The 20,604-nt window shown below is 56.7% G+C and carries 24 protein-coding genes and 1 tRNA gene; 14 read left to right on the forward strand and 11 right to left on the reverse strand.

Annotated features, from left to right (window positions below):
• Position 1: 1 nt before the first annotated feature.
• The 4 genes from ACZ47H_RS02765 to ACZ47H_RS02780 are packed head-to-tail and all read right to left on the reverse strand — an operon-like array spanning position 2 to position 4,701.
• The gene (locus ACZ47H_RS02765; protein WP_464933671.1) at positions 2-958 is read right to left on the reverse strand and encodes an ABC transporter ATP-binding protein; all 957 of its coding nucleotides are present in this window, start codon (positions 956-958) and stop codon (positions 2-4) included.
• Between the two features lie 6 nt (positions 959-964).
• Positions 965-1,831: an ABC transporter permease gene (locus ACZ47H_RS02770; RefSeq protein ID WP_464933672.1), complete on the reverse strand. Its 867-nt coding sequence runs from the start codon at positions 1,829-1,831 to the stop codon at positions 965-967.
• Positions 1,832-1,846: 15 nt separating this feature from the next.
• The gene (locus ACZ47H_RS02775) at positions 1,847-2,899 is read right to left on the reverse strand and encodes an ABC transporter permease (protein ID WP_464933673.1); all 1,053 of its coding nucleotides are present in this window, start codon (positions 2,897-2,899) and stop codon (positions 1,847-1,849) included.
• A 56-nt stretch (positions 2,900-2,955) separates the two neighbouring features.
• Positions 2,956-4,701, reverse strand: coding sequence for an ABC transporter substrate-binding protein (locus tag ACZ47H_RS02780; RefSeq protein ID WP_464933674.1), 1,746 nt, complete (start codon positions 4,699-4,701; stop codon positions 2,956-2,958).
• Between the two features lie 109 nt (positions 4,702-4,810).
• Between ACZ47H_RS02780 and ACZ47H_RS02785 the strand changes: the two genes are divergently transcribed.
• Positions 4,811-5,302 (forward strand): NUDIX hydrolase, encoded by a 492-nt coding sequence (locus ACZ47H_RS02785; RefSeq protein WP_464933675.1) that lies wholly within the window; start codon positions 4,811-4,813, stop codon positions 5,300-5,302.
• Here ACZ47H_RS02785 and ACZ47H_RS02790 read toward each other — a convergent pair.
• Positions 5,266-5,685: an HAD family hydrolase gene (locus ACZ47H_RS02790; protein WP_464933676.1), complete on the reverse strand. Its 420-nt coding sequence runs from the start codon at positions 5,683-5,685 to the stop codon at positions 5,266-5,268. The two genes, ACZ47H_RS02785 and ACZ47H_RS02790, sit on opposite strands and share 37 nt — an antisense overlap.
• Positions 5,686-5,789: 104 nt before the next feature.
• Between ACZ47H_RS02790 and ACZ47H_RS02795 the strand changes: the two genes are divergently transcribed.
• Together ACZ47H_RS02795 and ACZ47H_RS02800 are read left to right on the forward strand one after the other, a co-directional pair.
• Positions 5,790-6,821, forward strand: coding sequence for a TIGR00269 family protein (locus tag ACZ47H_RS02795; RefSeq protein ID WP_464933677.1), 1,032 nt, complete (start codon positions 5,790-5,792; stop codon positions 6,819-6,821).
• A complete protein-coding gene (locus ACZ47H_RS02800; RefSeq protein WP_464933678.1) occupies positions 6,814-7,062 on the forward strand; it encodes a 50S ribosomal protein L13e in 249 nt (82 codons plus the stop codon). Before ACZ47H_RS02795 ends, ACZ47H_RS02800 begins: the two co-directional genes overlap by 8 nt.
• Here the strand turns inward: ACZ47H_RS02800 and ACZ47H_RS02805 are convergent.
• Positions 7,059-7,442: a cupin domain-containing protein gene (locus ACZ47H_RS02805; protein ID WP_464933679.1), complete on the reverse strand. Its 384-nt coding sequence runs from the start codon at positions 7,440-7,442 to the stop codon at positions 7,059-7,061. The genes ACZ47H_RS02800 and ACZ47H_RS02805 overlap by 4 nt on opposite strands.
• A 53-nt stretch (positions 7,443-7,495) precedes the next feature.
• The gene (locus tag ACZ47H_RS02810; RefSeq protein WP_464933680.1) at positions 7,496-8,668 is read right to left on the reverse strand and encodes a Clp1/GlmU family protein; all 1,173 of its coding nucleotides are present in this window, start codon (positions 8,666-8,668) and stop codon (positions 7,496-7,498) included.
• Between the two features lie 42 nt (positions 8,669-8,710).
• Between ACZ47H_RS02810 and ACZ47H_RS02815 the strand changes: the two genes are divergently transcribed.
• Positions 8,711-8,942, forward strand: a tRNA-Asp gene (locus ACZ47H_RS02815).
• Between the two features lie 47 nt (positions 8,943-8,989).
• Here the strand turns inward: ACZ47H_RS02815 and ACZ47H_RS02820 are convergent.
• The 3 genes from ACZ47H_RS02820 to ACZ47H_RS02830 are packed head-to-tail and all read right to left on the reverse strand — an operon-like array spanning position 8,990 to position 11,507.
• Positions 8,990-9,385 (reverse strand): hypothetical protein, encoded by a 396-nt coding sequence (locus ACZ47H_RS02820; RefSeq protein ID WP_464933681.1) that lies wholly within the window; start codon positions 9,383-9,385, stop codon positions 8,990-8,992.
• Positions 9,342-10,133 carry an MFS transporter gene (locus ACZ47H_RS02825; RefSeq protein ID WP_464933932.1) on the reverse strand — a complete coding sequence of 264 codons (792 nt, stop codon included), beginning with the start codon at positions 10,131-10,133 and terminating at the stop codon, positions 9,342-9,344. The genes ACZ47H_RS02820 and ACZ47H_RS02825 overlap by 44 nt, the downstream gene beginning before the upstream one ends.
• A 27-nt stretch (positions 10,134-10,160) precedes the next feature.
• The gene (locus ACZ47H_RS02830) at positions 10,161-11,507 is read right to left on the reverse strand and encodes a pyridoxal phosphate-dependent decarboxylase family protein (protein WP_464933682.1); all 1,347 of its coding nucleotides are present in this window, start codon (positions 11,505-11,507) and stop codon (positions 10,161-10,163) included.
• 502 nt (positions 11,508-12,009) lie between these two features.
• Here ACZ47H_RS02830 and ACZ47H_RS02835 point away from each other — a divergent pair.
• Together ACZ47H_RS02835 and ACZ47H_RS02840 are read left to right on the forward strand one after the other, a co-directional pair.
• The gene (locus ACZ47H_RS02835; RefSeq protein WP_464933683.1) at positions 12,010-13,128 is read left to right on the forward strand and encodes an MFS transporter; all 1,119 of its coding nucleotides are present in this window, start codon (positions 12,010-12,012) and stop codon (positions 13,126-13,128) included.
• 54 nt (positions 13,129-13,182) lie between these two features.
• On the forward strand, positions 13,183-13,671 hold the full coding sequence (locus ACZ47H_RS02840) for a protein-tyrosine phosphatase family protein (protein WP_464933684.1): 489 nt from the start codon (positions 13,183-13,185) through the stop codon (positions 13,669-13,671).
• Between the two features lie 5 nt (positions 13,672-13,676).
• Here ACZ47H_RS02840 and upp read toward each other — a convergent pair whose 3' ends face one another.
• On the reverse strand, positions 13,677-14,321 hold the full coding sequence (gene upp, locus ACZ47H_RS02845) for a uracil phosphoribosyltransferase (protein WP_464933685.1): 645 nt from the start codon (positions 14,319-14,321) through the stop codon (positions 13,677-13,679).
• A gap of 77 nt (positions 14,322-14,398) precedes the next feature.
• On the opposite strand from upp, the gene ACZ47H_RS02850 reads away from it, so the two are divergent.
• The 8 genes from ACZ47H_RS02850 to ACZ47H_RS02885 all read left to right on the forward strand — a co-directional run bounded on the left by ACZ47H_RS02850 (position 14,399) and on the right by ACZ47H_RS02885 (position 20,566).
• Entirely contained in the window at positions 14,399-15,712 is a 1,314-nt protein-coding gene (locus tag ACZ47H_RS02850; protein WP_464933686.1) for a tRNA pseudouridine(54/55) synthase Pus10, read from the forward strand.
• 31 nt (positions 15,713-15,743) lie between these two features.
• On the forward strand, positions 15,744-16,043 hold the full coding sequence (locus ACZ47H_RS02855; RefSeq protein WP_464933687.1) for a 50S ribosomal protein L21e: 300 nt from the start codon (positions 15,744-15,746) through the stop codon (positions 16,041-16,043).
• Between the two features lie 43 nt (positions 16,044-16,086).
• On the forward strand, positions 16,087-16,452 hold the full coding sequence (locus ACZ47H_RS02860) for an RNA polymerase Rpb4 (protein ID WP_464933688.1): 366 nt from the start codon (positions 16,087-16,089) through the stop codon (positions 16,450-16,452).
• 69 nt (positions 16,453-16,521) lie between these two features.
• On the forward strand, positions 16,522-17,412 hold the full coding sequence (locus ACZ47H_RS02865) for a DUF655 domain-containing protein (protein WP_464933689.1): 891 nt from the start codon (positions 16,522-16,524) through the stop codon (positions 17,410-17,412).
• Positions 17,409-18,248: an rRNA adenine N-6-methyltransferase family protein gene (locus ACZ47H_RS02870; protein WP_464933690.1), complete on the forward strand. Its 840-nt coding sequence runs from the start codon at positions 17,409-17,411 to the stop codon at positions 18,246-18,248. The genes ACZ47H_RS02865 and ACZ47H_RS02870 overlap by 4 nt, the downstream gene beginning before the upstream one ends.
• Complete coding sequence (locus tag ACZ47H_RS02875; RefSeq protein WP_464933691.1) at positions 18,197-18,811, forward strand: 50S ribosomal protein L11 methyltransferase; 615 nt, start codon at positions 18,197-18,199, stop codon at positions 18,809-18,811. Before ACZ47H_RS02870 ends, ACZ47H_RS02875 begins: the two co-directional genes overlap by 52 nt.
• Positions 18,811-19,527, forward strand: a complete 717-nt coding sequence (locus tag ACZ47H_RS02880; RefSeq protein WP_464933692.1) for an RNA methyltransferase — start codon at positions 18,811-18,813, stop codon at positions 19,525-19,527. Before ACZ47H_RS02875 ends, ACZ47H_RS02880 begins: the two co-directional genes overlap by 1 nt.
• The gene (locus tag ACZ47H_RS02885; protein WP_464933933.1) at positions 19,511-20,566 is read left to right on the forward strand and encodes a methyltransferase domain-containing protein; all 1,056 of its coding nucleotides are present in this window, start codon (positions 19,511-19,513) and stop codon (positions 20,564-20,566) included. The genes ACZ47H_RS02880 and ACZ47H_RS02885 overlap by 17 nt, the downstream gene beginning before the upstream one ends.
• Positions 20,567-20,604 lie beyond the last annotated feature (38 nt).

Raw genomic sequence — 20,604 nt, forward strand, 5'->3', positions numbered from 1 at the left:
CTCACCCCGAGTATAGGTGGCAGAGCACTATCCTATCCCCAACCCTCGTATAGGATGGATCAACCTTATCGCAGGGCTCGAACCTCCTGGGGCACCTCGGGTGGAAGGGGCATCCTGGAGGGGGTCTGCGGAGGTCTGGAGGGGTCCCTGGGAGGCCCTTGATCCTCTTCTCCCCCCATAGGTCGGGCGCGCTCTCTAAGAGTCCCCGGGTGTAGGGGTGGAGTGGATCCTCTATCACCGCATCCACAGGCCCGTACTCTACCACTCTCCCCGCGTACATTACGGCGATCCTATTGCTCCTCTCGGAGGCGAGGGCTATATCGTGGGTTATGAGGAGAACCGTCATCTTGAGCTCTCTCATGAGGTCCTCTAGTAGGTCCATGATCTTGGCCTGCACGATCACGTCGAGGGCGGTAGTGGGCTCGTCTGCTATGAGGAGGGAAGGCTTCAACGCGACGGCTGCAGCGATTAACACTCTCTGCCTCTGGCCTCCGCTGAGCTGGTGTGGGTAGTAGTAGACTCTATCCCTTGGCATGCCCACCATCTCTAAAGCCTCACCCGCTAGCTTCAAGGCTTCCTTCTTATCGCTTGCAACCCCATGCTCGAGGTATACGTCTGCTATCTGCTCCCCCACTCTACGCAGGGGGTCTAGGCTGGTCATAGGATCCTGGAATACCATGGAGATCCTCCTGCCCCTGATCCCCTTCATCTTCTTCTCCGGCAGCCCTACTAGATCAGTCCCCTCAAAGACGATCCTACCCCCAGCTATCCTGCCGGGGGGAGGGATCAGCCTGAGGAGGGCTAGGGCAAGAGTACTCTTCCCGCTGCCAGACTCTCCGACGAAGCTTACGAACTCTCCCCGCGGCAGGTCGAGGGTTACCCTGTCAACAGCCTTAACCACGCCGGTGAGAGTGTAGTAGTGGACGCTCAAATCCTCTATCCTCACCAGGGCATCCAAGACGCTTCACCTCTCAGTTCTAATCGCATACCTCTCCCCAAGCCCCTCCCCGACGAGGGCGAAGCCGAGGGCTAGGAGGGTAATCGCTAGCCCCGGGAAGACTGTGACCCACCACGCCCCCTTGTCGAGGTACCTCAAGCCAACCCTTAGATCGAGGCCCCAATCAGGGCTTGGATAGGATACTGTTAGGCCGAAGAATGCTAGGCCAGCCTCAGTGAGTATAGCGTCTGTAGCTGCTAACCCGAAGACCACCAGGACTGTGGAGGCGACGTTGGGGAGGATGTGGTGGAGCATTATATGGCTGCTCGGGTACCCGAGCGCCTCTGCCGCCTCAATATAGAGGCTCTCCTTAACCTCGAGCACCTGGCCCCTAACCATCCTGTAGAAGGTGGGAACATACACCACGCTCAGCGATATGGCGGCGTTGGCGGGGCTGGGGCCGAGCACGCTAGCAACAGCTAGAGCGAGCACTATGCCTGGGAAAGCATAGATGCTATCCATGATCATGCTGAGCCCCCTATCCAACACGCCGCCGTAGAAGCCCGACACTAGGCCTAGGGGTACGCCTATAATCATTGATAGTATAGCTGAGAGCACCACCACGAACAAGACAACCCTAGACCCCCAGACGATCCTCGAGAATACATCGTAGCCGAGCTCGGCTGTACCCATAATATGCCTGCGATCAGGCGGCTGCGGGGACCCTGCAAGCTTAAGGGGAACACTGGTTTCCGTCGGGCTATACGGGGCTATCCAAGGAGCGAAAACCGCTAAGAGCGTGAACACGATTATTATGGTTAAGCCCGCAAGGACTAGGCCTCTCCCAGGCTTCCTCGCCAGTACGCCTCCAAAGAGCAATTCAGCTGTCCTCATCCACACCACCCCCTCCTAGTACCTTATCCTCGGGTCGATCAATGCGTAGATGACGTCGACGATGAGGCTCACTATGCCAACTATGAAGGCGAAAACCATGATAGTCCCCTCGATCGCACTATAATCCCTATACTGTATCTTCTCGAACAAGTAGCTCCCCAGCCCGGGCCAAGAGAACGTCGTCTCGGTAAGGACTGCTCCACCCAATAATATAGCGAACTGCAGCCCCATGTATGTTACCACTGGGATCATCGCGTTCTTCAACGCGTACCAGAGCACCTTCCTCTCCGCAAGCCCCCTAGCCCTATAAGCCCGGATGAAGTCAGCCTGCAGTATGTCGGATAGATTGGAGCGTACAAGCCTAGTGTAGGGGCCGCTAAGGACTATGCCGAGGGTGAGGGAGGGGAGAATTAGGTGCTTGACAGCATTGATGAAAGCCTCCATGTTACCCGTCAATAGGGCGTCTAGCGTGTAGATCCCAGTTATCCTGTCGAGGCTTATCGACGGGTCAAGCCTCCCCCCACTAGGGAGCCAGCCTAGGTATACGGAGAAGAGGAGTATTAGGAGGGAGCCAAGCCAGGGTATGAAGAGCGTGTAGGCTACTATACCATATATCCTCATAGCATAGTCTGTCTTAGACCCCCTCTTAACCGCAGCCAGAGCCCCCGTGGCTACTCCGAGGAGAACGCTGACTGTGAAGCCAGCGATAGTCAGCTCGACTGTAGCGGGGATCCTGTATGCTAGGTCCCGAGATATCGACCTACCCTCTATAACCATGCTCTCCCCGAAGTCCCCGTGGAGAATATTCCACAGGTAGTCGAAGTACTGGTATATTAGGGGCTTATCCAGGCCTAGCCTGTGCATCTTCTCCTCGAGGATCTCTGGTGGAACATAGTGTGTTCCCAGGGCTGAGAGGATGGGGTTTCCGGGGATCACTCTTAGGAGTATGAAGACTAGCGTGTAGAGTATGAGTATCGTTGGGATTATGAGGAGCCCCCTAACCACTATGTAGCGCAGCAGTCGCCCCACTCCATCAACACCCAGACTCGCGTTGAATGATTGGTTCATAGTAGGATTATATACGTGTTTGGTTAACCAATTAAAAAAGAAATGAATGTATTAAATTATCCTTTTACCTGTATGGTGTCGTAGAGCAAGAACATCAGCGGGCTTACCTTCAGGCTCTCAACGTTCTGCGAGGTCACAAGGAAGAGCTTGCCCTGTATCAATGGTATATAGGGCACGTCGTCCGCGAGTATCTCCTGGACCTGCTTGTATATCTCAGCCCTCTGGTCCTGGTCTGTAAGGATCTGCGCCTTCTTCAGCAGCTGGTCAACGGTTGGGTTAGAGTACCCTGTACCAGTCCACCCATTAGCTGAAGATGCTAGGAACGGCGTCAGGTAGTCGTCGGGGTCAAGGTAGTCGGGGTACCATCCTAGGAGGCTCACCATCATCTCTCCATTCCTCAACTGGTCCACGTACTGGGACCACTCACTGCTCTTCACATCGACAGTGATCATTCCAGTCTTCTCCCACTCCGTCTTGAGGACCGCTGCGAGTTGCTGCTCTGTATCACCATAGTGGGTTGGAGTATACCACAACTCTATGTGGAGCTTGTTGCTCTCGCTGTAGCCAGCCTGCTGGAGGAGCTGCCTCGCGAGGTCGAGGTTTCCATCTCCATACTTCTCCTTGAACACGTCCACGTGGCTCCATAGACCTGCGGGGACCAGGCTGTAGAGCGGCTCCACGGTCCCCTTATAGACTAGCTGGGCGATCTCCGTCCTGTTCACTGCGGCGGCGAGTGCTCTCCTCACGAGCACGTTATCGGTTGGCGGGGCATCAGTCTTTATCACGACATATCTTATGTAGAGTCCGGGCACCTCTATCACATTATAGTTGGGGTTGCTCTTGAGATCCTGGATATCCTCTGGGTTGAGGGTCCTCCAAGCTATATCCACTTGCCCGGATAGGAGAGCATCCTTCAACGCCTTAGCGGAGGAGTAGAATGAGATCACCACTTTGCTGTTCTTCGGCTTTTCGCCGTAATAGTATGGGTTGGGTACTAGGACTAGCTTCTCATCCCTAATCCACTCCTTTATCATGTATGGGCCGCATCCTCCCCACGTTGCGTCGCTCGCAATCTGGTCCATGGGGTACTTGGGGCTGACAGGATAGTATGGGGGCGTCGCGACAAGTGCTAGGAAGTAGCTCGCGGGAGTCTTCAGAGTGAACTTTACAGTATAGTTGTCTAGGGCTGTGACGTTCTCGACGAAGTCGGTGACTAGCCAGCTCGGGTAGCCCTGGATCTTCATAACCCTCTCAATATAGTTGTCTAGGGCTGTGACGTTCTCGACGAAGTCGGTGACTAGCCAGCTCGGGTCGCCCTGGATCTTCATAACCCTCTCAATACTCCTAACCACGTCCTGCGCTGTACAAGGGGTGCCGTCGGCAAACTTCGCATCGTGCCTCAGGTGGAAGATCCACACGGTCCCATTATCCTGTACGTCCCAGCTCGTCGCCAGGTCGCCAACGATCTCGCCCGTGTCTGGATCGTACTTTACCAGGCCGGCCATGACGTTGCTGAGGACCTCCCAGGTGAAGAAGTCATAGGCGTTCGCTGGGTCGAGGTCAGTTATCTTGTCAGTCACACCTATCACTACTACGCCCTGTGTACTAACCCCGCCTGTCGCGGTAGCCGTGGTTGTTGTAGTGGTGGCTCCTCCACCTGTCGCGGTCCCGGTCGTAGTTGTCGCTGCTCCGCCTCCCCCCTTACCTGCAAGGAAGTAGGCGGCTCCAATTATGATCAATACAATGATTATTATAGCCGCGACCCAGGTGGTGGTACTAGCCGCCCTCCTCCTATAACTCATCTCGGTGTCCACCCTGTGGGATTAATAGTCGTGGACAATCGAGGGGGATAGAGACATTAAATATCTTTCAATCCAACAAGTCAATTCCGGACACGGCTCGGTGTATATATTGAGGATAGCGGCGGTCCTCGCACTCCTCTGGGGGAACCCCCCTAGGATACTCGTTGTCCGGAAGAGCTGCAGGCTCGAATCCTACTGGTCCTGCGATATCGCCCTACCAGGAGGGCACGTGGAGAGGGGGGAGAGCCTGGTTGAAGCCGCGCTCCGCGAGGCATGGGAGGAGGCCTGGATACACCCCTCAATGGTAGAGGTTGAGGGACTCCTACCGCCCGAGAAGACCCTAGTAGGTGGGAGGCTCATCTACCCAGTCCTGGCGAGGCCTAAGGGACCCCTCTGCCCCAAGCCAGCCAGCAGCGAGGTAGACGCAGTACTCTGGATTCCCCTATCTATAGCGGGAACACCCACGGTGAAGGTAAAACATCCTAAGAGGGGGCTCACCGTCGAAGGCTATAGGCTGGCGGGCGGAGTGCTATGGGGAGCAACCCTGCGCATCCTAAGGAGACTCTACTCTCTACAAGCCTCGAAAACAGTGGACCCATAGATGACGCTGCAGTAGCCGTTATAGTGGAGGACCAGACCCCCACTCACAATCCTCCTCGCAGGCCATAGGGCCTCAGCGTTATCGTCATGGATCTCTAGAATACACCCCTCAGAGTCTACTATGGAGGAGTAAGCTGACAGCTTAAACCAGGCTTCACTCCCCCTATCCCGCAGCATGATCCCCGAGAGCCTCCCAGGAGGAACCCCCGCCTCGCGGAGGATCGATTTCACCAGTGGCAGATCCCTAACCCTCCTCCCAGAGACAATATAGACTCTAAACCCGCGGCTGAGAGCCTCTGCTACCAGCGCGATCCCCAGACCCCTCACATCACCCTCACGGTAGAGGACGCCGTCGAAGTCGAACACGATCACCCGGCACATCATAGCCTATAGCCCCATGGATACAATACCCTCCAAGGCACCCTCTTATACGGGAGGATAAGAAGCCCCAGTTAACAAGGTAGGAGTAATACAGGGATGATGCCGGAGTGGCCACGTGCAGCGTGTGCGGAGTGAGGAAGGCAGTAGTATACCAGAAGCACACGGGGCTGAGGCTCTGCAAAGAGTGCTTCATGGAGAACGTGCAGATGAGGGTTAAGGCCGAGATCGAAAGGTGGCGCATGATAGAGCCGGGAGAGACCATACTCCTAGGCCTATCAGGGGGGAAGGACAGCTGGGTCCTCCTCGACACGCTTACACAGATACACGATCCAGGGAGGATAATCGCGGTTACAATCATAGAGGGGATACCGGGCTACAATCGGAGGGAATACGCTGAACGGGTAAGGATGAAGGCGAGAGAATACGGCGTGGACCATATAATGACTAGCATAAAGGAGTATACTGGCTACACGCTTGCAGAGATCGTTGAGAGGGCCTTCAAGAACGGCCTAAGGGTGTCACCATGCACCTTCTGCGGTATAAGCAGGAGGAGGATCCTAAACCACTACGCTAGAATGTATGGGGCCGACAAGACGGCGACCGCCCACAACCTAGACGATGAGAGCCAGGCCGCATTCATAAACCTGCTCCGCGGGGACTGGGAGGGACTCCTCAGGCAGCACCCCCAGTCACAGCCAGCGAGCCCCCTAATAGTTCCAAGGGTCAAGCCGATCCGAAAGATCTACGAGTGGGAGACGGCCACATACGCTTACCTAGGAGGGTTCCCGCTCCAGGAGACAGAGTGCGCCTACATAAACCTCATGCCAACCCTCCGGGCCCGGGTGAGGAGGGCCCTATACAGGCTGGAGGAGGAGAGGCCAGGGACCCTCCTTAGATTCATGGAGACGCTAGACACGCTTCTCGAAGAGGAGGCGAGCAAGCTGAAACCCCAGCCGCTCCCAAGGTGCGAGAAGTGCGGTGAGCCGACAAGCCATGGAAGGAGGCTCTGCAAGCTCTGCGAGCTCCTGGAGAAGGCGGGGATCCAGAGGCCACAATACGCTGAAGCCTACCGGAGGGGCGGGGAAGTCTTAAAACTCTACAGGCTACGGGTAAGTGAGGGTGGTGGAAGGGATGAGTGAGGGAAAAGTGACGCCGCCCACACCCATAGTGAAGAGGCCCAGGCTCATAAAGCACGGCGGGCTAGACCAGGGCGTGAGGAAGGGTAGGGGGTTCAGCCTAGGAGAGCTGAAGGCTGTAGGGCTAACCCCGGCGGAGGCGAGGAAGCTGGGATTATATGTTGATAAGAGGAGGAAGAGCGTCCACGAGTGGAATGTAGAGGCTCTGAAAGACTATCTTAAGAAGCTGGGCCGCGGCGGCTAGCACTCCAACGGCTTATCCAGCTTTTCCGCCGTAGGCCTCGCGGGGATCATGCAGAGGACCCTCATCCCCTCGCTGCCGCTCCAGTACTCGTGCTCCACGTTAGGTGGTATGTAGATGAAGTAGCCCTCGCTTATGTCGTATGTCTTCCCCCCGATCCTAACCCTGCCCGACCCCTCCAGCACGAATATCTCGTGCTCCCATGGATGGAAGTGGGCGTTGATATGAGTGTTAGGCTCGAACTTGAAGAGCCTCATGTAGAAGCTCCTAGCCCCATCCTTCTCTGAGATAAGCCACCTTATAGTAACCCCTTTACCCATATCCTCCGGGACCGGCTCCTCGACAACACTAGAGTAGTGGGCCACCTTCTCTCCACAAGACATGAGAATACACCATTATAATAGGTGGTGGGGTGAGGGTATTAGGTGTTACACAGCTACCACTTCGCCCTCCCCATGAAGGAGTCGGGGTCTACCCTAGCCGCCCCCAGCTCTATATAGTCGGGGCTCCCGTCGAAGGGAGTGTAGATGTAGAGGGTCCCCGTCCTATAGTTTACCCGGGTAGTGATCCCCGGGGCAACGCTCTCCCCAGAATATAGGGCTGCCAGGAGCCCCCTCTCCCATCCAGGCTCCACGATCCTAGCACCCTCTACACCGCCGGGGTCCCTCCTAGCAACCACCCGCAGCTCTCCCTCGACTCTCTCAGCATAATACACCCTAACCCCCAGCACCTCGCCAGCTACTCGGGGGTCAACCCTTTCACCAGCAAACAATGGCCCGCCATAGACTGGGGTGGAGTCTACGCGGAACCCCCTCTCCCGGCCCCCAGCAAGGGCTCTGGCGAGGAGCCTCTCCCTATGGATCCTCCTCTCACCCCTCGTCTTCTTAGAATCGACTAGCGAGGGGAGCCTGACGACTTCAACCCCCTCCAGCTTCCTCTCCACGTACTCGGCCCTATTATCGGGGAGGCCAACTAGGACGAGCTTATCGAAGCCGACAGCCGCTGCAACCGCAACCTTAGACTCAAGGCCAGACCATAGGGTGACCCACCCATCACTATCCATAACTAGGGGGCCGCTCCACCCCTCCACTATACGGCGGGAGCAGTAAACATATCTCGCAACACTCGTTGCAGGAGTGAAGGAGCCAACAAAGCAAGCCCGATACAGCCTCCCGCCCCCGCCAGGGATGAAGGGGGGCTCCACCACCACGCTGCTCGTGAAGCCGGGGCAGTAGTTCTCATTCTGCCCTATATCTATGGTGGCGAATAATGGCCTAACATTCTCTCTACTAGCAATGGTATTAGCTATCCAGGCTGCAAGCGTGCTCTTACCCACATCACTGGGCCCCACGAGGAGTATCCGAGAGCCTAGATCCCCCAATTCGGCGACGGCCCTCGACCACCTCTCATAGGAGCCCCTGGGAGCTGGAGTGGATCTCCCCGTATACGAAGCCCTAGCCCCAGCCTCTACCCTGGCCAGCACACTCCTCCCCACAGGGACAACTAGGCTCCCACCAGCCTCGACACGGTATCCGAGGACCTCTACGCTCCCCGCCTCCACATCGAGCCTTCCGGGCCCGTGGAGTAGATGCTCCCCCTCCTCCAGCAACCCTTATTACCCCCACCAGCACTATCAACACTAACTGCGGACGCCGCGGTAGTATAGCCTGGCCTAGTATGCGGGCCTGTCAAGGCCCGCCTCCGCCCCCATCCTCCAAGATGGCCTACATTAAGCTAAGAATTAAGACGTGTGATAGTCCTCCTAGAGTCCGGGCTGATAGGAAGCTTTATAAGGAGTTATAGGACGTGATTAGATACCAGCGGGGGCGGAGGCGGACCACGGAGAGCCCGTGACCCGGGTTCAAATCCCGGCCGCGGCGCCACTCCTCTCAACACACATCCTAAACATGCTGTAAGAGATCCGAGAGCCTCACCTATCCGATGGTAGCAGGACTGCTGCCATGAGCGCAGCGGCGGCCAGTGAGGCTAGGAATGCGAAGTAGCTTGTCGGGGATCCTATGAAGAAGATGGAGACGGTTGCAAGGGTGACGGTGAAGATCCTAGAGACGAAGCCTATGAATCCAGATGAGCTCCCATGTATCCTTACAGGGTAGAAGGTGCTTATCCACTCCATTATGATCGGGTACGCTGGGAGCATAATGAGGCCCAGCGCCGGTATAAGGGTCATCACTCCAAGCCAGCTGGTCCTTAGGGCTAGAGTGGTGAAGACTAGTGTCGCGAAGAGGGCGGCGATCCTAATGTAGAGGCTCCTCTTAGACCTCCTAATAGCGATGGAGGGCAGGACCGCTATCCCCGCAAGACCCATTATAATGGATAAGGCTACAGAGGGGCCTGCTCGGAGCGCCGAGGTCCACAGTTGCGAGCACCGGTTCGAGCCATATAGACATGTTATCGAACAACGCTACCCCTAAGCCGAGTATAGAGCCTAGTATCCACAGCTCTCTCATGGAGACGACCTCCCTCATCTCCTCCAACACGCTCTTCCCCTGCCCATCGCCGGTGAACGATGCTCCGCGTATAGCAAGCCAGTAGACTGCGATCGCAGCCAGGGATATCGCAGCCACCGGGGCGAGGAGGCCCGTGAGCCCATAGGCCTCGTAAAGCCATCTCCCAGACCCCAACGCGTATATTATTCCTAGGTACATTGAGAGGCTGAGGAGTGAGACCACCATCCCCCTCTTCTCAGGGTAGACTCTACTAGCGAAGGGTGCGAAGGAGTTTATGAGCAGGGCCTGCCCAACCCCTCCAAGGATCTGGCATGACAGGAGCCAGTAGTAGTTGTGGGGGAAGAGTATCCTTAGGAGGCCAGCGAGCCCTGTTACTGTGACTCCTATGCTGAGCCACCTCTTAAACCTCCTGTCAAGGAGGAGACCAGCTGGGATGGATAGTATTAGGAAGAGCACCAGGAAGACCAGTGCAAGTAATCCTACAGCCTCATTAGAGACTCCAAGCTCATCCGCTACAAGCGAGCTGGCGGGGGAGAAGGTAACCCATATAGCCTGCGTGTCGAATACTGCGAGAGCTACTCCAGCAAGGAGGAGCTTCCTCCTCATCACTTGAATACCTCCACAGCAAGCTGCCTAGCGATTCTCAGTTGCCAGCTCCCGGGGGATTGACTCGAGTATCTTAGCGATGATTATAGAGTCGAGAGGCGACTCCCCTATCCTGGAGGCTAGGCTGAGGGGATCCCTCACAGTAGCTTCTAGCACCTCCAATAGCTCCCTTGGCGGTGGAGCGTTCAACACCTCCTCCGAGTCTCGCAGATAGTCGGGTACCACCCTATCATGAACGGGCATAACTGTGAGATGCACATTGTAGGGGGCTATCCCCTCCACTCTGGGCTGTAAGCCTATAACCCACCCCCTTAACGACATGCCAGCGTGGTACTTGAAAAGTTCGCTTTCATCATCTAGGGTTAGCGAGAGCAGGGGAGACTCAGCAGGGGCTAGGCTCCTGAAACCCAGCCTCCTCAAGCCCTCAAGGAGCGAGTCCCTCGCCGCCACAACTCTACGGGCGAGGGCGAGGTACCCCTCCTCCCCCAGATAATTTATTACAGCCCACGCCCCAGCTAGTGGAGCAACACTCCGGGAGGAGAGAACGGTCGTGTTTATGAGAGGGTAGCCGGGCCAGTCAAGGTCGACGAAGATCGTGCCCTTCTTCAACTCGTCCCCACGGAAGAGTATCACTGAGGCACCCTTCGGGGTATAGCCATACTTATGGGCGTCCAGCGATATAGAGGAGACGCCTTCAACCCTGAAGTCATAGCTTGGCACGCTTAGGCCGAGCCGTTCAAAGTAGGGTAGTATGAAGCCCCCGACACACGCATCAACGTGGACAGGGACCCCCATGTCTCGAGCGTACTCTGCAATATCACGTACGGGATCAATAGTGCCATAGGGGAAGTTAGGGGCAGATAAGACTACGAGCGCAGTCCTATCACTAATCCTCTCCTTAACAGCTTCCACCAAGGCCTTCTTACTCTCCGGGTCCACCGGGGCTTCAACGAACCGTAAGCCCAGGTAGTGGGCCGCCTTCCTAGTTGAGGGGTGAACAGTTAGGGGTGCAACGATCTCCGGCACTGCAGCCCCGCTACCGCGCCTTCTCCGATAAGCCCACCTAGCCGCCTTCACAGCGAGCATTATACTCTCAGTACCACCATAGGTGGCGGTGCCAACAACCTCGGGGCCAGCATTCATCAACCGCTTAGCGTAAGCTACAATTTCTTTCTCGAAGAAGAAGGCGCTCTTGAAGACAGTTGGGTCTAGAGCATTTGTATCGAGGAACATCGTGTAGGCTTTCCTAGCCAGCTCCCGGAGCTCGCTATCTCCAGTCTCATATATGTAGGTGAAGAGCCTCCCTTCAGAAGGGTCTATATCGCCAGATTTGATCCTAGTTAGCTCTTCAAGGATCCTATTCTGAGGATTCAAAGGGGTAACACCGTAGCAATAATGTTTCTATAAACCAGTATATACAGGTTTAGGAGAGGGATACTTGTGGGTAGATGATATTTGAGGGATGATTCGAGGCTTACATGCATTCACGTTATACTCGGATACTATTGTGCGAGCGTTGATTCGAGCATGGGCTCCGGAGGGAAGCTAGCCTAGACGCAATCACCGGGATAAGATTATCCAAACCCGCCCCTATCCCGGGGGACTAGTGGCTCCACCCCGTTGCCTCCCAGCACACCCAACAGCATAGTTAGGACTCCCAGGGCCATGTAGTGGTGTAGTGGCAAGGACTTCATGGATAGCGTATATTGCCGAGTAGATAACGGTCCGAGCAAGTAGCAGGGAGAAGTATAATAGGATATATCGGTCAGGGTCTTCGTGGTTACAGGCTTCCTTGAGACTAGCATCCACTAATAGTCCATGCGTATAATGACAGGATCTCGGGGGCCCATCATCATGCCCCTAAAGGGAGAAGGCTATGCGGCGGGAGGCCAAAATAGCGCTGCTCCAACTAATCCACGTTGCGGCTTGGGCGGCGTATTTCACTATATCGAGGCAGGTCTACAACGGGGACCCCTCGTACCTGGTGAGGCTGGCCGCGGCTGAAACCCTACCCACCATAGCCGGGCTCTTGGGGGGATGGTTGAGTGAAAGGTACGGGTACAGGGTCCCCCTCCTAATAGGTATATTCGAGGGCATAGGCCTAGTCCTCGCTGGAATATACCTTGGGGATGGATCCCTCCTCCTCATAATAATGTTCGCTGCAAGCCTGGCATGGTCTATCGCCGGCCCCCAGATCTATGCGTATACGCTCACGAGCAGCGGTGGGAGAGGCGAGAGCCTCGGCATAGCTACAGCTGGAGCCACTCTAGGCTACACTCTAGGCAGCCTCGCTCCAATACCAGCAGCTGTGCTAGGGGGAGGACCTATACTCGCTGCAATGGGGGCTACAGTTATCGCAGTATATATTGCGTTGGCGGCGATGGCGGGACCCTCAAAGCCCGTGGAGACTGCGGGTAACGGTGAGGGGCCGGGGCCATTACGATTCACGGGGATGATAATCGCTTCGGCACTAGCCTTCACTGGAGTTGAGATTATAGGGAGCGTGTACATGGCGAGGCTAAGCAGGGAGGTGGGTACAACACTATATAGTATAGCAAACGCCGCCGCTGGACTAATAGGGGCAGTTGCAAGGCCCCTAGCCGGCAGGCTGGTCGATGAGGCTGGGTCGACAAGGGTGCTCGCGGCGACCCTCATTGCATACGCAGCCTACACGCTGATCCTAGACAAGTCAAGAGGAATAGCTATGGCACTCCTATGGACCCTACCACTATACCCTCTCCTAGAACTATCACTGGTAAAACACGCCTCCAGCCTTGCGGGAGAAGCCATGGGGACAGCGATCGTATCTTCAAGCTACAGTATAACGGGAACGATACTCCTAGTTGCTGGAGTCTTAGGGTTGTCTGGTGCACCGCTGCTGGCACTTGCAGTCTCAAGCTTCCTCCTCGCAACCACCTTAATTCTGGCTGTGGCGCCGGGCAGGTGGCGCGCGGGAGAGGTGCCGCCCCGTGGTAGGGGTGAGAGAAACATATGACCCGGACCATGTAGGGCACTGTGGTCCTATAGTATACCCGGGGGGTAGAGGACTGTGGGGAAGGATTACGCGGTGATCGTGGAGGGCCTCTATGCTGGAGGGGGATGTATTAGAGCGCCCCGTGTTGACGCGGTGATATGCCTCGACCCCTCCTGCAGGGTTGAGGCTGAGGGTGCTGTCGAGTACTGCTACCCCTTATTTAATGGTAGCGTGGAGCCCCTAGGGAACTTCACCGGAGCCCTCTTGAAGCTTATCGAGCTGAGGAGGAGGGGCGCCAGCGTATATGTTCACTGCATGGCTGGCTGCGGGAGGACAGGGACCCTCATCGCCGCATACCTTGTGTTGGAAGAGGGGTTAGGGGTTGAGGAGGCGATCGCCTATTACAGGCTGAGGAGGGGTTGCGGCCCGGAAACCTGGGAGCAGTACGAGTTCCTCTACGCTCTAGGAGGCCTCGTTGAGAGGGTTGGAGCTGAGGAGGCTATTAGGGTATTGGAGTCCTCGCGTAACTTCGAAGAGTTTCTGGGTAGGGCTAGGAGCGTGTAGGGGGTTTAGTGGTCCGGTGTTACTCCGAGGCTCCTGTCTCCGGCATCGCCTAGGCCCGGGACTATGAAGTACTTGTCGTTAAGCATGGGGTCTACTGCGAGCGTGTAGACGTGGTCTACGCCGCCATGGGCTTGGAGGTAGCTTAGCCCGGGCCTTGCAGCTATTACTGTGGCGGCTATGATCCTTCTAGCCCCCCTCGCTGCAACGGCGTCTGCCACCGCGGCGATCGTCTGCCCAGTTGCAAGCATTGGATCCACTAGTACAGCTGTGCCCTCGTAGCGGGACGGCAGTCTTTCATAGTAGAGTCTTATCTCAACCCCCTCCCCCTCCTCGATCCTCCTCGCCGCAACCAGTCCAATCGGGCTCCCAGGGTATAGTTGCTCGAAGCCCTCTAGGAGAGGTATCGAAGCCCCCAGTATGCCTACGAGGAGCGGCTTCTCCCTCGGCTCCAGCTCCACCGCCTCAGCCCCTAGAGGAGTCTTAACCCTAACCATCTCCCACTCTATCTCGCTGGAGATGTGGGCGGCGAGGAGCAGGCCTGCCCGCCTCATCCACTCCCTGAAATCCTCAACCCCAGTGGAGGAGTCGCGCAGGTGCCTGAGGATCCACCTGGCTAACGGGGCATGCTCGGCCAGCACAGTTACCTTCATGGTGTGCCCACGGCAATGGTGTAGCGGGTTTAGGGTATATAGGGGCTGTGCCCTGTTCAAGCGTGGGGATGTAGAGGGTGAACGATGTAGCTGGGAAGGCGCTGGAGGTGTTGAAGAAGTACCCATTATGCGACAGGTGCCTTGGCAGGCTGTTCGCGGCTCTAGGGTACGGGTGGAGCAACAGGGAGAGGGGGGACGCCCTCAAGCGGGTAGCGGTGATGAGCCTCCACGAGAGGATCTGGAGGCGGGAGGAGGGCGCCCTCGAAGAGTTCAGGAGAGTGGCGGGGAACATTGGCATGCAGGCGGCCCCGCTATACGAGAAGCTCTATGGTGAGAAGCTGGAGGCTAGGGAGTGCATCATTTGCGGTGGACGCCTCGACGAGGTTATAATGAAGGCGGCGGAGAATGGGAGACGCCTACTCAAAGCCTATGATGTATCAAAGTATATTGTGGGGGTGAAGCTCGACCCCGAGGTTGAGGAGAGGGAGAGGAGGATCAGGGAGGAGTTCAGCCTTCCCTACGGTGAGAGCATCAAGGCAGAGATAAGGAGGGAGGTCGGGAAGAGGATGATGGGCGATGACATGAGCCCGGACTTCGAGGAGCCGGAGGCAACCCTCCTAGTACACTATCCCAGCGGGGAGATCGAGGTCCAGGTTAACAGCCTCTTCATAAGAGTAAGGTACTGGAAGAAGGCACGCTACATAAGCCAAGCATACTGGCCGGGACCGGAGGGACCCAGGTACTTCAGCGTGGAACAGGCCGCTTGGGGCCTCCTGAGGGAGACGGGTAGCGAGAGGCTGATACTGCACGCCTCGGGGAGGGAGGATGTTGACGCCCGCATGCTGGGCTCTGGGAGGCCTGCTTTGATAGAGTTGAAGGCTCCGAGGCGGAGGAGGCTCCCATTAGAGAGGCTTGAGGAGGCTGCTAACAGGGATGGGAGGGGTCTAGTAGAGTTTAGGGTTGAGGGCCTCGGGTCGAGGCGGATGGTTAGGCTCTACAAGGAGGACTACTCGCAGAAGCGGAAAGCCTACAAGGCCCTAGTTGCATTCGAGGGTAGTGTCGACGACAATGACCTGCGCGGGCTCGAAGAGTTCTTCAAGGGCAGGCTGATACTTCAGAGGACTCCTAGGAGGGTCCTCCATAGGAGGCCGGACGTACTGAGGAGGAGAAGGGTGCATAGTGTAAGGTGCAGGAGGCTTATGGAGAATGCTGCAGAGTGCCTTATAGTTGCCGATGGCGGCCTCTACGTTAAAGAGCTTGTCTCCGGCGACGAGGGTAGGACCACGCCGAGCTTCACGGAGGTGCTCGGTAAGCCGGCGGAGTGCGTAGAGCTGGACGTAGTCTACGTGGAGCATCCTGGACTGGAACCCTCTAGTTTAAAACCTAGATGACGAGCTGGTTAGAGGATGGGGTAGGGTAGATATGGTCAAGCCGCCGAGAGGGTACAGGCACAGGACCAGGAGGTTGCTGAGGAAGAAGGTGCGCGAGAAGGGGGCTGTCCCCAAGATAACCGTGCTGCTATACCCGTATAAGATAGGGGATAAGGTGGCGATAAAGATCGACCCCTCATTCCACTACGCCATGCCCCATAGAAGGTTCCACGGGCTCACCGGAACCATAGTGGGGAAGAGGGGTAGAGCCTACGAGGTAGAAGTCTACCTGGGCAGGAAGAGGAAGCTCCTAATAGTAACCCCAGAGCACATCAGGCCCCTCAAGAGCTAATAGCCACCCACCCAACTGCTAGACTTGGTTAAGGTGCAGGGAATTGGAGCGCCGCATTGTAAGGGAGAGGAACATAACTTATTCTGAAGCGAGGAGGCTCCTCGAGAAGAGGGTTAGGGAGAAAGAGTTCGGAGTAATCATAACGATAGATAAGACGCTGAACTACCTCAGGATGTTCGGGGATAAGGACCCGGACAAGGCCAGGGAGGCGGTTGAGAAGCTCATGAATCTAGGCCTCGACGAGGAGCTGTCGGTGGTGGTGGCAAACATATGCCCCTCAACCCCGGGAGAGGTTAGGAGCATCCTATCCATGAGGAAAGAGCTCACATACGACGAGGAGCTCGTTCGAGAAGATCCTAGAGGCCATATCAGACTACTGCTCATCCACCTATCCCGAGGAATAGGATAGTTTAAAGCGATCCTCACATTCATTACTCTCCCTATGTATTGGTTAAAGTGGGCTTATGGTGGCACGCCGATGACGAGGCAGGCTAGGGAGCACGGGAGGCCAGGCAGGCCGGAGCCACATCCGGCCGAGCTTGAGAGGACGGCGCTCGTCCTAGACTACATGCCAACCGGCTACTATGCCGACCCCCACAGGGAGCACCGGGAGACCCCTATAGCACAGGTTGTAGGGACCCGGAGGTTTACGCTAGCAGACGGGATCCCGCTGGAGGAGGTAGACCTTCTAGAAGAGGTCACACTGGCGAGAGAGGTTCCGAGGACAGTACTCCTCCCACCCTCTCCCAGGACACCTAGGCCTAGGAAGTACACGGGCCTCCTTGCGTGCCTTCCAGGCGCGGATAAGAGGATCTACTGTCTACCGCTAGAATACAGGGATAAGGAGCTTGTTGACCTCCTAAGGATGGATTTGGAGGCCGCTGACCCGAGAATTATAGTCTTAGATAGGCTGGAAGCCCTCAAGAGCGTTGCCCAAGAGAAGGGTCTTCCGGAGAAGATAGTAGTAATCCCTAGGAGGCCTCTACGCTACGAGGAGCTGTCGGATCTAGCTAAGAGGAACCTGGAGGAGGCAGTCGCGAGGATCATTAGGAAGAGGGAGGCTGACTTCGTTACGTTCTTCAACATAGCCCAGCCAATAAACATACGGCTCCACAGCCTATCCCTCCTCAAAGGCGTTGGGAAGCGGACTCTAATGACGCTCCTCAAGGCGAGGAGTCAGAGGCCGTTCAAGTCGTTCGAAGACGTGAAGAAGGTGTTAAAAGCAGATCCCGTTGAGGCTCTCACCGAGAAGATCCTCGAAGAGATACGCGGCGAGGCTAAATACTACTTGTTCATCAAGCCACCGAGCCCTGAGCCTCCATTCCTAAACTACCTCGAGAAGATCGAGAGGGCAAGGTCTAAGAGATGAGGGTGCCCACCCTCCCAGAAGAGCCTAGCAACCTACACTCCTGGATCCGGAGGGTTTTCTTAATTCTCGGTAGGAGGCCAAGCCAGAGGCTTGGCCAGGTGTTCCTCGTAGATCCACGGGGGATCCGTGCCTTCATAGATGCGGTAGCGGGGCTGCTAGCCCCCCCGATAGTGGAGATTGGTGTGGGGCCAGGCCACATCACATACTACGTCTCAGCCCACACTGGGCCGGTTTTGGGCGTTGAGATAGACGAGGGCCTAGCCCGCATAGCCGCCAAGGTATTAGAGGATAGGGGATCAAGCGTGCTGCTAGGCGATGGAGTATCTCTAATAGAGGCTTTGAAGGCCCCAGGCTTCTACTCCAACACCCCCTACGGGGAGTCCTCCCGGATCATAGCGGCTGCTGCTAGAAACAACAATATCAATAGAGCCCTCCTAGGCCTCCAGCTCGAGGTTGCTAGGAGGGTTCTGGCAGAGCCCGGGTCCAGCGAGTATGGTAGACTCACTCTACTTGTGAGGAGGTACTTTAACCCCGTCGAGGTCGCAAGGCTCCCCAGGGAGTGGTTCTATCCCAGGCCAGAGGTCCACGGGTCACTAGTGCTCCTGGAGAGGATAAGGAGGTGGAGGGAGGGGGACGAGTGCTTCGAGAGGGTGACTGCATGCCTCTTCACGGGGAGGAATAAGCTGGCCGATAAGATGGCCTCCAAGTGCCTGGGAGTCGCTCGGGGAGAGCTCTCGCTCCTCTCGGGTAAGAGGGTCCGGGACCTAACCGTGGGTGACATCGAGTGGATGCTGGAGAAGGCTGGAGGGTGTACTCGACGCCTGCTGGAGAGCTGAGGGTGTACACTCACCCCTGTGTATACGAGCCGGCGGAGGACTCGTTTCTAGCCATAAGGGCCCTCAGCTTCCTCGCCCGTGAAGGCTACAGGCCCAGGGTTGTAGTCGACGCGGGCACTGGATCCGGCATACTGGCTCTGGCGGCCTCCAGGCTATTCCCGGCAGCCCTCTTACTTGGTGTAGACATCAACCCCTATGCGGTCGAGGCGGCTAGAAGAACCCTTCAAGGAGCAGATGCCTCACTACTCCTCTGCAGGTGGCTCTCATGCATAAAGGGACCCGTTGACCTAGTAGTGGTTAATCCCCCATATCTTCCAGTAATGGATGAGGTGAGGGAGTGCAGGGAGCTAGCCCTAGCCTGGAGCGGGGCCCCCGGAGTGTTGGAGGAGGCCTGCAAGGGTGCGGCGAGGATATCTAGGGTGATAGTGATGGTTTATTCTAGCCTCTCCAACTGGGACGCCCCGGCATGTCTTGAAGGTGAGGGGTTTAGGGTGGTGGAGGTCTTCGAGGAATCCTACTTTATGGAGAAGCTCTACGCTGTCGTCGCGGAGAGGGGTGGGTAGTGGAGAAGCTGAGGCTCGTCCTGGTGGGGGTAGAGGGGGCAGTCAACCTGGGGATGATAGCCCGGCTCTGCGAGAACTTCGATGTAGACGAACTCTACCTAGTATCGCCAAAGGCTAGCATCGAGGAGGCACGCGAGTACGCGGTTAGAGCCGCTAGAAGGCTGGATGAAGCAGTAATAGTGGAGTCGCTCGAGGAGGCCCTCGAGGGCTCTAGCCTATCCCTCTGCACCTCCGCTAAGGCTAGCTGGAGAGACCCTCTCCGGCTCCCCCTACACCCTAGGAAGGCCGCGGAGATAGCGGCGGGTGTTAAGGGTACGGTCGCCCTCGTCATGGGGCGGGAGAGTGTGGGCTTAACCAGAGAGGAGCTCTCCAAGTGCGATCTAATGGTGACAATACCCACCAGTCCACGCTACCGGGCGCTCAACCTGGCTAACGCTACCGCTATACTCCTCTACGAGCTTTACCAGGCCAGGCGTAGTGAGACCGAGGAGATGGTTGACTCTAGATACGTGAGGCTGGTAGAGAAGTACGTGGAGAGCCTCGCTAGGATACTGGTTCCGGACGAGCGGAGGAGGAGAGAAGTTATAGTATCCCTGAGGAGGCTGGCGGCGAGAAACGTGGGCTACGAGAAAGACCTTAGATCCCTATTATACCTTCTCTCACGGGCGTGCAACCTGATAGAGGGATGCCGTAGTGAGGATGCTTCTAAAATGTAACCCGGGGCTTGAGGACGTAACAGCCCTAGAGGCTGAGGAGGAATACCAGGGTAGGCTTAGGATAGTTGAGGTTAGGAAGGGGCGTGGGAGAGTCATAGTTGAAGCGGAGACCCCTCTCATCCGCCCCCTCTTTAGGATGAGGAGCATACACTCCGCCGCCATCCTCCTCGCCGAGGAGAGGGTAGGGTATGGATCAGATGCTCTAGACAAGATCGCTGATATTGCACGAGCCTCGGGGGTGCACAGGTACATCCCCCAGGGCTCATCATTTGCCGTGAGGGCTGAGAGGATTGGGGAGGGACACGAGTATACGAGTATGGATGTTGCAAGGGTTGTTGGAAAGGCTGTTCAAGAGGCGTTCCAGGGGGAGTACGGTTACCTCCCAGAGGTTAGGCTAGGCGCTCCCGGAGTGGCTGTCGTGGCTGAGGTGGATGGCGACGTATTCAGGGTGGGAGTGGCTATAGTTGGTGAGAGGAGCGGGCATAGGAGGGGGTACAGGGTATACGATCACCCAGCGGCGCTCAAGTCGACGCTCGCATACGGGCTCCTCCGCCTAGCCGGGGCTAGAGACTCCTCCGTAATACTAGACCCCATGTGTGGAGGGGGGACTGTAGCAATCGAGGCCGCCCTACTCTACGAGGACGCCAGGATCATATGCCATGAGAAGAACCCCAGGCATGTGAGGGGGGCCTTGGAGAACGCCCTCGCCGCGAGGGTGGCGGGGAGGATAGAGTTCATAGTAGGCGATGCGAGGAGGCTCGAGGAGGTCCTGGGAGAGGAGACCGTTGACTACGCCGCCAGCAACCCGCCCTATGGTATAAGGCTAGGGGACCCTACAAGCGTCCGCAAACTCTACTCCAAATTCATACCGTCACTCTACAATGTAATGAGGCCTGGAGGAAGGGCTGCTATAGTCACTACAGAGTCGAATCATGCTGTAACGGTGGCGAGGAGGGCTGGGTTTAGAGTAGCCCATGCTAGAAAGGTGAGGCACGGGGACCTGTGGGTCTCACTCCTCGTCTTCGAGAAGCCAGGCTAGCCAACAAATATAACCTTGAGGGGAGACGGGGGGATTGT

It is taken from the genome of Thermodiscus maritimus (assembly GCF_055382595.1).

What these genes read in the sequence shown, in the direction of transcription:
- ACZ47H_RS02770 (WP_464933672.1), bottom strand. Translation starts at nt 1,831, where the DNA reads ATGAGGACAGCTGAATTGCTCTTTGGAGGCGTACTGGCGAGGAAGCCT.
- ACZ47H_RS02775 (WP_464933673.1), bottom strand. Translation starts at nt 2,899, where the DNA reads ATGAACCAATCATTCAACGCGAGTCTGGGTGTTGATGGAGTGGGGCGA.
- ACZ47H_RS02780 (WP_464933674.1), bottom strand. Translation starts at nt 4,701, where the DNA reads ATGAGTTATAGGAGGAGGGCGGCTAGTACCACCACCTGGGTCGCGGCT.
- ACZ47H_RS02790 (WP_464933676.1), bottom strand. Translation starts at nt 5,685, where the DNA reads ATGATGTGCCGGGTGATCGTGTTCGACTTCGACGGCGTCCTCTACCGT.
- ACZ47H_RS02800 (WP_464933678.1), top strand. Translation starts at nt 6,814, where the DNA reads ATGAGTGAGGGAAAAGTGACGCCGCCCACACCCATAGTGAAGAGGCCC.
- ACZ47H_RS02805 (WP_464933679.1), bottom strand. Translation starts at nt 7,442, where the DNA reads ATGTCTTGTGGAGAGAAGGTGGCCCACTACTCTAGTGTTGTCGAGGAG.
- ACZ47H_RS02820 (WP_464933681.1), bottom strand. Translation starts at nt 9,385, where the DNA reads ATGGGTCTTGCGGGGATAGCGGTCCTGCCCTCCATCGCTATTAGGAGG.
- ACZ47H_RS02825 (WP_464933932.1), bottom strand. Translation starts at nt 10,133, where the DNA reads ATGAGGAGGAAGCTCCTCCTTGCTGGAGTAGCTCTCGCAGTATTCGAC.
- ACZ47H_RS02835 (WP_464933683.1), top strand. Translation starts at nt 12,010, where the DNA reads ATGCGGCGGGAGGCCAAAATAGCGCTGCTCCAACTAATCCACGTTGCG.
- upp (WP_464933685.1), bottom strand. Translation starts at nt 14,321, where the DNA reads ATGAAGGTAACTGTGCTGGCCGAGCATGCCCCGTTAGCCAGGTGGATC.
- ACZ47H_RS02855 (WP_464933687.1), top strand. Translation starts at nt 15,744, where the DNA reads ATGGTCAAGCCGCCGAGAGGGTACAGGCACAGGACCAGGAGGTTGCTG.
- ACZ47H_RS02865 (WP_464933689.1), top strand. Translation starts at nt 16,522, where the DNA reads ATGACGAGGCAGGCTAGGGAGCACGGGAGGCCAGGCAGGCCGGAGCCA.
- ACZ47H_RS02870 (WP_464933690.1), top strand. Translation starts at nt 17,409, where the DNA reads ATGAGGGTGCCCACCCTCCCAGAAGAGCCTAGCAACCTACACTCCTGG.
- ACZ47H_RS02885 (WP_464933933.1), top strand. Translation starts at nt 19,511, where the DNA reads ATGCTTCTAAAATGTAACCCGGGGCTTGAGGACGTAACAGCCCTAGAG.